The organism is Robertmurraya mesotrionivorans, from assembly GCF_050971805.1.
In the GTDB taxonomy this organism is placed as follows: domain Bacteria; phylum Bacillota; class Bacilli; order Bacillales; family Cytobacillaceae; genus Robertmurraya_A.
Genome location: NZ_JBPCCH010000011.1, coordinates 1 through 11,632 on the forward strand (window position 1 = coordinate 1; position 11,632 = coordinate 11,632).

16 protein-coding genes are annotated in these 11,632 nt (G+C 35.5%); 11 read left to right on the forward strand and 5 right to left on the reverse strand.

All coding sequences use genetic code 11. The annotated features are described in order from the left end of the window. Positions 1-46: 46 nt before the first annotated feature. Both ACRX5O_RS16540 and ACRX5O_RS16545 read right to left on the reverse strand, forming a co-directional pair. Entirely contained in the window at positions 47-241 is a 195-nt protein-coding gene (locus ACRX5O_RS16540; protein ID WP_433906937.1) for a hypothetical protein, read from the reverse strand. A gap of 379 nt (positions 242-620) precedes the next feature. Further along, positions 621-1,106: a hypothetical protein gene (locus ACRX5O_RS16545; protein WP_433906938.1), complete on the reverse strand. Its 486-nt coding sequence runs from the start codon at positions 1,104-1,106 to the stop codon at positions 621-623. 296 nt (positions 1,107-1,402) lie between these two features. Between ACRX5O_RS16545 and ACRX5O_RS16550 the strand changes: the two genes are divergently transcribed. From ACRX5O_RS16550 to ACRX5O_RS16570, 5 genes are all read left to right on the forward strand, one after another. After that, a complete protein-coding gene (locus ACRX5O_RS16550; RefSeq protein ID WP_391560362.1) occupies positions 1,403-1,546 on the forward strand; it encodes a hypothetical protein in 144 nt (47 codons plus the stop codon). A 13-nt stretch (positions 1,547-1,559) separates the two neighbouring features. Continuing rightward, the gene (locus ACRX5O_RS16555; RefSeq protein WP_433906939.1) at positions 1,560-2,021 is read left to right on the forward strand and encodes a cytochrome c oxidase subunit II; all 462 of its coding nucleotides are present in this window, start codon (positions 1,560-1,562) and stop codon (positions 2,019-2,021) included. 19 nt (positions 2,022-2,040) lie between these two features. Further along, positions 2,041-3,735 (forward strand): cbb3-type cytochrome c oxidase subunit I, encoded by a 1,695-nt coding sequence (locus tag ACRX5O_RS16560; RefSeq protein ID WP_433906940.1) that lies wholly within the window; start codon positions 2,041-2,043, stop codon positions 3,733-3,735. Positions 3,736-3,821: 86 nt separating this feature from the next. Then, positions 3,822-4,457, forward strand: a complete 636-nt coding sequence (locus ACRX5O_RS16565) for an SCO family protein (protein ID WP_433906941.1) — start codon at positions 3,822-3,824, stop codon at positions 4,455-4,457. Continuing rightward, positions 4,454-5,011: a hypothetical protein gene (locus tag ACRX5O_RS16570; RefSeq protein ID WP_433906942.1), complete on the forward strand. Its 558-nt coding sequence runs from the start codon at positions 4,454-4,456 to the stop codon at positions 5,009-5,011. Before ACRX5O_RS16565 ends, ACRX5O_RS16570 begins: the two co-directional genes overlap by 4 nt. 102 nt (positions 5,012-5,113) lie before the next feature. Here ACRX5O_RS16570 and ACRX5O_RS16575 read toward each other — a convergent pair whose 3' ends face one another. Then, positions 5,114-5,452, reverse strand: a complete 339-nt coding sequence (locus ACRX5O_RS16575) for a DUF3889 domain-containing protein (protein WP_433906943.1) — start codon at positions 5,450-5,452, stop codon at positions 5,114-5,116. Between the two features lie 73 nt (positions 5,453-5,525). After that, positions 5,526-6,089, reverse strand: coding sequence for a CBO0543 family protein (locus tag ACRX5O_RS16580; RefSeq protein WP_433906944.1), 564 nt, complete (start codon positions 6,087-6,089; stop codon positions 5,526-5,528). A gap of 196 nt (positions 6,090-6,285) precedes the next feature. Between ACRX5O_RS16580 and ACRX5O_RS16585 the strand changes: the two genes are divergently transcribed. Then, positions 6,286-6,774: a YsnF/AvaK domain-containing protein gene (locus tag ACRX5O_RS16585; protein ID WP_433906945.1), complete on the forward strand. Its 489-nt coding sequence runs from the start codon at positions 6,286-6,288 to the stop codon at positions 6,772-6,774. A 70-nt stretch (positions 6,775-6,844) separates the two neighbouring features. Next, positions 6,845-7,249, forward strand: a complete 405-nt coding sequence (locus tag ACRX5O_RS16590) for a YsnF/AvaK domain-containing protein (protein ID WP_433906946.1) — start codon at positions 6,845-6,847, stop codon at positions 7,247-7,249. On the opposite strand, the gene ACRX5O_RS16595 is transcribed toward ACRX5O_RS16590, so the two are convergent. Beyond that, positions 7,246-8,142, reverse strand: a complete 897-nt coding sequence (locus ACRX5O_RS16595) for a LysR family transcriptional regulator (protein ID WP_433906947.1) — start codon at positions 8,140-8,142, stop codon at positions 7,246-7,248. The two genes, ACRX5O_RS16590 and ACRX5O_RS16595, sit on opposite strands and share 4 nt — an antisense overlap. A gap of 128 nt (positions 8,143-8,270) precedes the next feature. Here ACRX5O_RS16595 and ACRX5O_RS16600 point away from each other — a divergent pair, with 128 nt between their 5' ends. From ACRX5O_RS16600 to ACRX5O_RS16615, 4 genes are all read left to right on the forward strand, one after another. Further along, positions 8,271-8,849, forward strand: a complete 579-nt coding sequence (locus ACRX5O_RS16600) for a LysE family translocator (protein ID WP_433906948.1) — start codon at positions 8,271-8,273, stop codon at positions 8,847-8,849. 81 nt (positions 8,850-8,930) lie between these two features. Next, positions 8,931-9,770 carry a phosphotransferase gene (locus ACRX5O_RS16605; protein ID WP_433906949.1) on the forward strand — a complete coding sequence of 280 codons (840 nt, stop codon included), beginning with the start codon at positions 8,931-8,933 and terminating at the stop codon, positions 9,768-9,770. A gap of 44 nt (positions 9,771-9,814) precedes the next feature. After that, a complete protein-coding gene (locus tag ACRX5O_RS16610) occupies positions 9,815-10,264 on the forward strand; it encodes a GNAT family N-acetyltransferase (protein ID WP_433906950.1) in 450 nt (149 codons plus the stop codon). Between the two features lie 32 nt (positions 10,265-10,296). After that, a complete protein-coding gene (locus ACRX5O_RS16615) occupies positions 10,297-11,526 on the forward strand; it encodes a TolB family protein (protein ID WP_433906951.1) in 1,230 nt (409 codons plus the stop codon). Positions 11,527-11,632 lie beyond the last annotated feature (106 nt).

Consider the following 11,632-nt stretch of genomic DNA (forward strand, 5'->3'; position numbering starts at 1 on the left):
TGAACTAACAAGGGAACTCCTAAATACTGGAGTCCCCTCGTTTATATTAAAAATCAACATTATTGTTTAACATAGCTTTATTTTTAAATTTCTCTACAGCACGTACACCATTGTAAGTAGAAATTCCGATATAACAAATGATTAATCCAAAATTTAGCTCACCCAAAATAAGTGAGAATGTGATAAGGATAAGAAGAATAAACCCTAATATTTTTTGGACTAACGAAATTGATTTGTTCATATTTAACACCTCAATCCCAAATGAGTATTGTACATACTTCTCCTTCTGGAGTTACCTCTACTACTTTAAGAAAAAATTAAACCGAAATATTTTGAAAGAAGATAAAATCCCCAATATATAACTATGCAACATCTCCAATAAAATTTCATGAGAGATAATGTCCTTTTTTTATATGGGTGGAGTAAAAAAAGTTTAGAGGGAATGATTGAAGAGTTCATGACAAAAGGGACGGGGGATTATATTGAAGTGATTTTTTTTATTATTAGTAGTTTTGGAAAGGAATAAGTGTGAAAAATATAATACAAAAAGGGGATTAATTGATCATTTAAAAGAGAAAAAATAAATAAACAGATTAATGTCCCCTTTTTTGTTAAAGACATTACTTGCCATCATTCCTAATAATCGATATATGCTTGGGTAATAAAAATCCGAAAGTTAGAATGAAAACTAAAATGGAAATATACCAATTCCATCCTTTGTATTTCATATAGCCAGAATGGATCATCCCAAATTCTATTAAAAGGGATAGAAAAGTAAAACCAATTGTCAATTTCCACTTATTATTACTTGTTAGGTAATTTAAGTAAAGAATTGCAAGTGAGGTTGGTATAAAGGTATAACTGAGAATATCTCCAATGCCAGCTTTTTGGGGGTGACCAATATCAAAAGCATCAATGACCCTAGCAATAATGCCGTCGCTAAACCAAGTAGCAAACCCTACAACTCCAAAGGTAATATAGATTTCCCTCCATGTAATATTTTTTTTACGGATAAAAAGGGCTGTTGTGGTTAATAAAATGCTTATGATTACTGGAAACCATAAGCCCTTTGCTCCAAAATCTAAATGATCGATGATTTTCTGCATTTATATACTCCTTTTACATATTACTTTTATTTTTTCTTTTGGTAAATTATATATACTGTATTGTTTAACGTTTCTACTATTAAAATTAGTGGAAGTAAAATTTTTATTCAAATAACCCCATATGACAACAGGTAATTAGAAATCCAAGAAAGGTTGCTTTCCAAAGAGAAGGCATCTTTTTTTTATTTACATGAGCAAAAGTTTTTAAAGATTTTTTCACAACTGTGATTTGGTTCACTACAGTGATTATCATTCTCAATTTATCATGGAAGTAAGAAAACTAAGGGGGAATCACTATGAGCGAGAACAATGTTGATAATCAAATGGAGAGTAATTTCTCAACTTCAAAGGTTGGGACATGGATTTCAGTGGGAATGGTTGCAGGTGTAATACTTGTTTCTTATTTTATTTTATTTGGACTTTATATGAGTCGAGTGTAGGGGGGGAAGAGACATGCATCTGGATGAAAAAATTTGGCTGACACTAAGTTTCGGTATGATTATGATATTTATGTTAATCACGGGTTATCAGACCTTTGCTCTCGAGATGGGCCCACCAAGTCATCAGGAAACGATTGATCCCCAGAAGGTAGATCAAACTGCACCCTTTAATGAACCAGGGATAAAGAAAATTGGTGAGAACGAATATGAAGTGGTCATGACGTTGCAAATTTTTAGCTTTACTCCCAATGCGATTGAAGTTCCTGCTGGGTCAAAGGTTCACTTCATTCTAACTTCAAAGGATGTGGTACATGGATTTGAGGTAGCAAACACAAATATTAATGCAATGGTTATGCCAGGGCATATACAGAAAATTACTCAAACCTTTGATCAACCAGGAGAGTATTTAGTGTTATGTAACGAATATTGTGGGGCTGGCCATCAAATGATGAGCATGACCATTAGCGTGAAATAATCAAAAGGGGGGACGTACATTGGAAACAGTAATACCATCAAAGGAAAAAGTGACGGTTTTTAACAAAGCCAATCAAGTGCTTGGAATTCATTTAGAGGATGCAAGAATCACGAAATCATATCTTTTGGTTGCTTTTATCGCATTACTACTTGGCGGATTCCTCGGTTTATTACAAGGACTGAACCGTGCGGGTGTGTTGGAACTACCTGTATGGCTAAATTATTATCAAATTCTTACAGCTCATGGCTTACTACTGGTAGTGGTGCTTTCGGCCTTTTTTACAATCGGCTATTTCTATGCTGGATTATCGCATACATTAGGAGGACTTCTTCCTAAAGTGAGAAAAATGGCGTGGATTGGTTTTTGGATGAAAATGTTTGGTTTTGTCTTAGTTGTTATTCCTATTTTAAGGAATGAAGCGTCTGTTATGTATACATTCTATCCACCTATGGCCGCTCACCCAATGTTTTATTTTGGACTCGTTTTTATTGTACTTGGGATATGGATGCTAGCAGCAGGAGCTTTTGTGAATGTTTCCCACTGGAGAAAGGCTCATAAAGGACAGCATCTTCCTATTCTTGCTTTCTTTGCTACAGGTGTATTTGTTCTATTAGTAGGTGCAACGGCGTTTGTTGCGGTCGAAGTACTTTTTATGATTATTCCATGGTCACTAGGATGGGTGGATACGATTAATGTAATGGTGGCACGTACACTGTTCTGGGCTTTTGGACATACGGCGGTAAATATTTGGTATTTAACAGCCGTTTCTGCATGGTATGTAATTGTGCCAAAGATTATCGGAGGCACCCGATTTAATGATTATTTAACTCGTGTAGTGGTAATTGCATTGGTTATTATGAATATCACCGGTGGATTTCACCATCAAATTATTGACCCAGGCATTTCGCTCCCAATTAAATTCATGCACGTATTCATGAGTTTGGCTATTGGTTTTCCTTCTTTAATGACGGCGTATGCGATGTTTAGAGTTTTCGAACGGACCGGTAGAAGAAATGGTGGAAAGGGAGCCTTAGGCTGGTTGAAGAAACTGCCTTGGGGTGATGTGCGCTTTCTATCTCCTTTCATTGCCATGGCAGCGTTCGCCCCTGCTGGAGCAGGAGGGATCGTTCAGAGCACGAACCAATTAAATCAGGTTGTTCATAATACGATGTGGATCGTAGGTCACTTTCATTTAACTCTTGGAATGACAGTAGTGATGACATTTTTCGGTATTAGCTATTGGTTAGTTCCTTTCGTTTCAAAACGTGTTTTGACTCCACAAATGAATAGAATTGGAGTGGTACAAACCATTATTTGGACGATCGGAATGGTCATCATGGCTAGCTCAATGCATATTGTTGGGTTGCTAGGATCTCCACGAAGAACATCTTATACCACATATGGCGAGCATGCTGCAGCCCAAGCTTGGGACCCGTATATGATGATGATTGGAATTGGCGCAACGTTTTTATTGATTGCTGTTATCATTCAAGTATACGCCATATTTAATATGATGTTCTTTGCTCCAAAAGGGGAAACAGAGTTCCCTATAGCCGAGGTTGAAGCAGGAGAATCTCCAACACCATATTTAACAGAGCGCTGGGGCGTTTGGGTAATTATCATGCTAATCGTTGTTGCTATGGCCTATGTATTGCCGTTAACAGATATGATCGTTAATGCACCACCAGGATCGCCACCATTTAAAACATGGTAACAATTTCGATAAATAGATAGCTCGAAGGTGTCGGGCTATCTATTTATGATTGTATCTACTCAGCTTAGGATATGGAAGTGATCTCTGTGCTAAAAAACCAACATACTACTATCTCATTTATCGTGGTAATTTTGTTTGGATTTATTTTGTTTTACATTGGAACAGATGGATTTAAAGCATTTACTGCAGAATCTGCCAGATTAAATGAGCTAAAGGAGGAAAAGCCTGTCTTTCCACAAGTAACAATGGAGGACAGCAAAGGGCGAACGTATTCTCTTTCCGAATTCGAAAATAAATATGTATTAATTACCTTTCTGTATACCTCCTGTGGAACTGTCTGTCCTCAGTTAGAAAAAAATATGGCAGAACTTTATGAGAGACTTCCTCAATATGTAGGAAAAGAAATCTTATTTCTAAGTATTAGTTTTGATCCCACTAGAGATGACCCAGATAGACTAGAAACGTATCGAAAGGCTTTTGGTAGTGATGGGGATACGTGGAGAATGGCAAGAATCGTCGATAAGAACGAATTAGATTTGTTGCTGAAGCGATTTGGTGTCATTGTTATTCCAGATGGAAACGGAAACTTTACCCATAATTCCGCCTTCTATTTAGTGGATAAATCAGGGAGATTAAGTGAGGTAATGGATTATACAAAAATTGAGGAAGCTGCTGATAAAATTGCCACCTTGATTGAAAGTGAAAAGGGGAATAAGAAATGACATCCTTCATATATGGCTTGTTGTTATACGTTTTTCTCATGATTCCTCCGGTAGCTAACTTAGTAGAATCCATAATGATTACACATATGCACATGCAAATGCCCTTCCTTGTTATAGCTGGCTTCTTAATGGGTAAACTCTTTCAACGAAGATTTCCGCTATTCTTTGAAAAATGGAATAGCAATGGAGTCCCAGGAATCACCTTATTTATGATCATTATTATCTATTGGACGATCCCTCGAACGATGGACGAAGCACTAACCGTACAAAGTGTTGAAGTATTTAAATTTATTAGTTTGCCATTTTTAGCTGGAATACCTCTAAGAGACAGCTGGAGCAAACTTAGCTCCTTTGGAAGGAATACGGTGATTGTCATTTTTATGATTAAATACTTTGGGATGGGAGCTCTCTATATTTGGTGGCCTAGTCAATTGTGCAACAACTATCTATTAATTGACCAACTCACCCTCGGCTGGGGATTTATAACCACCGCGCTATGCTTATTATTGTATTTAATTTATGTGTTTATGATAGACCCTTCTGACTATGAGTAATACTTAGATGTCAGAGAGGGCAAGATTGGGCCTAATCGAAACTGGATTAGAGCCCTTTTTTGTTGGACTTAGTCACTGTTACATACTTTCAAAGAATAAAATTTACCTAGTTGTTTCTCTATATTTAATATCTTTAATTTTTTCTGTTTCATTATCGAATGTAATATCAACAAATACTCCAAATTCTTTACTGTCTGTTTTTAACCAAAGTTTAAATTTTTCTGTTGAGTATTTTGTTCCTTTTTCTCTGCCAATGTGAAGATAATCAATAATATTAGCTTGGGGATATTTTTCTTTTGTCTTCTTCATAGCTATCTGCCCCCATTTAGCATATGGAGGTCCTTGTTGTTCAGCATGTATCACGTGATTAGTATCAAGGATTGGAAAATCTCCAAACAAGAATAAGCCAAAAAGCAACTGAATGGATAGTATTATTTTCATGACCAAAACCTCTTTTTTAATTTAGTCTTTTTCATGTTTCTTGAGATTATACGAAATGCTAACATGGGTAGATTTATCCATTATCTAATTTATTATAGCTTTCAATCTTTGTAAGCCAATAAGCTGTAAAATAAAGTGTTAAAAAAATAATAAAATCATACAAAGTCGACCAATTTTTAGGGTTATAAAAATCAATAGCATCGAAGAGATTCATTCCTCCAAAAGCAGCAATGGATGAGAATATAACTCCCTTTAATAAGGGATTCATTTTTGGTTTTATTTGTAGTGCAAACATCACCGCAACAGGTGCTAATGAGAAGTGGTAGGGTAAAAATAGAAAAGGTGCTAATGGGATGATTACCATCGGATACGACCAGAGTCCTAAAGATAAAGCAGCAAGGTCTATTGTTAATGACAATATGATAGTCATCAAACCGCCTAATAGAAGGCGTCCAGTACTATTCTTCTTTCTGAAAGCAAACCAGACAATCCATGGAATAATAAATAGGGCGACTCCAAGCCACCATTGCCAAGTAGAGAAAAATTCTTCCGACACTATTTTTGCAAATAAAGAACTGATCTCAGTAAACTGGCTATAAGCTTTTTCTGATTGAGCGAGCCCTTTCTCAAATGCCATTCGTAACATCTCCCGAAAGAAGTAATAATATATTTTTTTCCGTTTAGGACTCAGATATTCAAGCTTTAAAAAAACTATAATAAATATACATTTATAACCTCAAAAAGTTCTGTAACTTAATTTTATTAAGAATAAATGCAACTTAAGGGTACATGATAAAAAGGCTTGACTAGATCAACTTTTGAGGGGGATTTTTATGGGTGACTTTTTAGGTTTATTTGGGGATGACAAAACAAGCAATCAAGAAAATGATACTCAATTGACAAACCAAGATAATCAATCAAGCGGTACAATACAGCTTCATAAAGAAGAGTTAGATATAACAAAAAATAATGTCGATGCTGGAGAAGTAGTCTTGTCCAAAGATGTTGTTGAAGAACAAAAAACTGTTGATGTCCCAGTAATGCATGAGGAAGTTGTTATAAAGAGAACGCCAATAAATAATGAGAGAAGTGATCAATCCACCATCTCTGAGGAAACTATCCGTATTCCTGTTACCCAAGAAAAAGTTGAGGTAAATAAGTACACGGTAACTACTGAGGAGATTTCCGCCTCAAAGCGTCAAGTTCAAGAAACACAGCAAGTTCAAGAAACGCTTAAACACGAAAAGGCAAATGTTAATACAACTGGAAGTGTAGATATTGTTTCAGATGGTACAGGCTTTGAAGATATAAATAACAGCTAAAAACAAAAACACCTTTTCATTCATAAATGAAAAGGTGTTTTCACCATTTTTCTATGGGAGGCATATTAAGTTGCACGATGAGCAGAATTCAATTCATAACAATAATGAAGAATTAACGCTTGAATTACATAAGGAAGAGCTTCAGGTGAATAAAAAAATTATTGACACAGCAACGGTCAATGTATATAAGAAAACGTATACCGTAGAAAAGCAAATTTTGGTTCCAGTAACTTATGAAGAACTGATCATTGAGAAAAAGGTCCCGAATGAAAAAGTCGAAACGATAAGTATTCCTTTAAGTGAAGAGCGTATTGAGATAACGAAACATCCAATAATTATTGAAGATGTTGAAATTTATAAGGAAAAAATTGAAGAATATATACAAATTAGTGAAACTGTAAAGGAGGAGAATATTCAAATTGATACTGTAGGTGATGTAAGGGTAGTGGTTGATAATCAAACTTCAACTGTCTAATATATTCCTTTTTCAGTCTCACTAATTGATTTTAATACTAGCTCCACAAAAGCCTCTACTGCTGGAGATAACCACTTTTTCTTTTTTATAAGCAAATGAGAATAAAATGGTTCAAAGTTTTCAGAGTGTGTTAGGATTTTTAGCTTTCCTTTCTCTACATGTTCTTTCACAGTAATGTAAGGCAAGGCAGAAAATCCAAGTCCACTCATAACCATCTGTTTAATTGCTTCTATACTCCATAACTCCATTGTTTGAAAGTTGTGGATGCCCTGCTTTAAAAGGTGTCTTTCAAACATTAAGCGATAACTGCAGCCCTCTTCATTTGTGATGAAAAAATGGCTGTGGTTATTTTTTTTATATTCATCAAAATGTTCTGGCCCGTCATGACTACTTACAAGTACGATTTTTTCCTCAAGTAAAGAATAATGAATGCATTTTTCTAATTTCATTTCTGGGTAGACTATGAATGCGATGTCCACCCGTCCACTTAATAAGTCTATTTGGTTTTGACCACATGTACCATTGGTCAATATTAATTTGACATTAGGATATTTTACGCTAAATTCCCTTATTATTGGACCTAACCTGGAGATGGTTAAAGACTCTGGTGCAGCCACTTTTAATACGCCCTTAACTACATTGGTGCTTCGCATATTCCTAATCTGTTCGTGAGTAGAAAGTAAATCTTCCGCTAAAGGTATTAATTCTCTACCTAAATGAGTAAGTTTCAAAATTCTATTTGTATACGTAAAAAGTTCCCCGCCAATCTCGTGTTCAAGTGCCTGAATATGAGAAGTTATCGTCGATTGAGTGTAACCTAACTTCGAAGCAGCACCTGTATAACTTCCTATTTCACAAATAGCTTGAAACGTAATAAGGTGTCTTATTTCCATTTTGTTTCTCCCTAAGATATCTATCGAAAAAAATGATAATGAATTTAATAAATTCAATTTTATTTATAGTTAATATCATCATACAATAAAAGCTATTCAATAGTAAATTAGTAAATGAAGGTGAGTTTATGAGTTTGATAGCGTTTCTATCGTATGTAATTATTACATCCATTACGCCTGGTCCGAGTAACATCCTAATGATGAATGAAGCGAGGAGATTTGGTTTTGTTGGGTCATGGAGGTTCATTGGCGGTATCTTGATAGGATTTGCAGTACTAGGGATATTGAGTGGAGTATTTACAACAAGCCTATACAATTGGATTCCTGTTGTAGAGCCATATTTTAAAATAGCTGGTGCTGTATATCTTCTTTACTTAACTTGGCAGATCAGTTTGCCCAAAGTTTCAAAGGAGGATTCTAGAGAAGTGCAATCTTCTTTTTTATCGGGTTTTATCTTTCAAATGATAAATGTCAAAAGCATTTTGTTCTTTTTAACAGTGTTGAGTGCGTTTATTTTACCATTTAATGATTCTCTTAAATCTATAGTGCTCTATTTAACCTTAGCTATTTTTCTAGGATGGCTGGCATTACTTTTGTGGTCAGGGTTTGGCTCGTTGTTTAAAATATTTTTCGCCAAACATGAAAAGTCATTTCGTTTAATTATGTGTTTGTTATTAATCTACTCTGCTGTAACTATTTTTATGTAGCATAAGCCTTTATCAGATAACATAGGATTTTCAAAACGATCTATCGAATTTTATTACATATATAAAAGAGGGAGGTATTTTATGAAAATTGGTCAAAAAATAGGTGAAGGAAATTGCTCAGAGGTATTTGAGTGGGAGAACGATAATAAAATCATTAAATTGGCAAAAACAAATACAAATAAAATAGCAATGCAAAGAGAATATGAGAACAACCTTGCTGTCTGGAAAATGAATGTATCTGTTCCTCAACCGTTTGAAATAGTGGAGGTTGGTAATCGGACTGGAATGGTACTAGAGCGTATTTATGGTGAAACTTTAAAGGAACGATTATTCAAAAGTCTAATGGAAGAGGATCATTTAGTACAGTCTGTAATAGATTGGAGTGATATACAATTAACCGCTCGACTATTAAGTGAGATTCATCAATTAACAAATATTGAAGTACCTCCTCAAAGAGAAATATTGAAACAACAGATTTTAAGTGTGTGTTATTTGAACGAAGAAGAGAAGGAATCTGTTATCAGTATATTAGATTCATTACCTCAAAAAAGCAATCTTTGTCACGGTGACCCGAATCCTAATAATATGCTTATCTGCAATGGAGAACTTTTTATGATCGATTGGATGAATGCCTCTAACGGGAATCCAGAAACAGACATTGCAGAGTACATAATAATGATTAAATATGCCATTCTACCTTCTGACACTCCACAAAATGTGGTAAAAAATTTTGATTTAGTAAGAGACAATATAATTAAAGTATTTATGGATGAATACACCAAATTAACGGGTATAGGCTATGATCAAGTGGATCCTTGGATAGTTCCAGTTGCAACTCGTAAACTAACTGCTGATGGTATATGTGAAGAAGAAAAACAATTACTTCTAAAAGAGATCAAATTAAGAATGAATGGGAAATAAATAATTCATTCATTATAGTAGCTAGTTAGATGGGAGAAATCCATATGAAAATTAAAACTGTTGGTACGTGGGACGATGAACTTTGGCAAGACGCAAGCCACCTCTATTTGGAGGCATTTGGAGATAAGGGGGCCAAACCGGTTCATATTATCAAAAATATGTTTGCACAAGGAATTGCCGAGCTTCATGTGGGGTACAACGAGTCAGTAGCGGTTGTGATGGCTCTCACAGGAAAGCTAGTATCTGACAAGGTGATGATCATCGACTATTTAGCCGTATCTGAGAAAGAGAGAGGCTATGGACTTGGTAAATACTTAGTTGATTATCTGCGACAGAAAGCAGCCTCTAACTGGAGAAGAGCTGTTTGTGTATATCAATACCTTTCATCGGCTATCGTTTCGTGGAGGTGGGAAAAAAGAAGGTTAGAGGTTTCTTTCTTAGCTTTAAAAGTTCTACAAACACTTCACCAATTATTCATTATTAATAACATTTAGGGACATCTTAAGAGAAGAATGGAGGGTACTCTATGTTCTTTCGAGCGATGTCTATTTTTATGTTAATTTTCTTTATTCAATCAACAAGTACGAGCGCTGAAGTACCTTTAACCGCTGCTTTTGTACGAGACAATCAACTATGGGTCAAACAAGGGGAGCGAGAAACACAACTGACATATTCACAATATGTTTATGCCCCTCAGTGGTCTTACGATGGACGCTTTATTGCGTATATTGATAGCGACGAACAATGGTCCAAATCTGATCTATTGATATATGACTTAGAGAAAAAAGAAAGTTATCAGCCTTACATAAAAGTGGAGACTTCTGATTTTAAGTGGTCACCGATCAGGAACCAATTAGCTTATAATAGCCAGGGCTTATTGAATGTAACCAAAACAAAAGGTGGTCGGCCTCAAGGGTTTGAAAATGTATCGTTAGGCGTAAGTGACTTTGAATGGTTTCCAAATGGGAAAGAGTTCATCGTGTCTTCTCAATCGAATTTGTTACCTACAGGTTGGGGACCGATTGAGTTGTTTAGAATCCCAGTCAATGCAAATCTAAAACCAGAAAGAATGAAGCACTTTTATACGGTCCACACTGACCCAAATGATCTATTTGCGATAAGTGCAAATTATTTTAAATGGAGCCCGGATGGAAAGTGGATTAGCTTTCTTGGGGTCCCAACGGCTTCTTGGGCGATGGATAGCAATTCATTGTGTGTCATTTCATCAGAGGGGAAAGACTTTCAGGAAGTCGGAAAGATGCTTGGTTTTAAAGATTGGATGAAATGGTCCCCTTCGAAGAATCAGTTGGCGTATATATCTGGGGAAGGAAGGTTCTTTGTAGAAAACAAAAAAATAACCATTGCTGAGATGCCTGCATTTTTACAACAGAAGAACTATACACCTAAAGGGTATGTGGACCTTGATCTTGAATGGTATTCGCCAAACAACGTCATTGTCGCACGGACAAAAGAAAACAAGGAATGGAAGGAAGGGCCTGTTCCAACAATGTTCACATCTCTTTATTTGATCGACATAAAGTCTAATGTACAAAAACAACTTACCTACCCTAAAGGCAAAAAACGGGATGTTAATCCACAGGTGATAAGTGAATATATAACATGGGTCCGTCATAATGGGAAAGAGCTAAAGGGTGACGTGTGGTATAAAAAAGGACTGAAAGGCAAAGAACAGTTGTGGATTCAAAATGTGGACTTCGAACCTGTTTTTTACAAAAAAGGAAACATCCATCATTAAAGTGATTGTCATCTATTACAAAATCTTACTATTGAGAAAGAAGAAATAAAGTTATACGAATTTTTCGAAAAAGACAAAAAATCATATAAATTAAGATAAAAAAGTA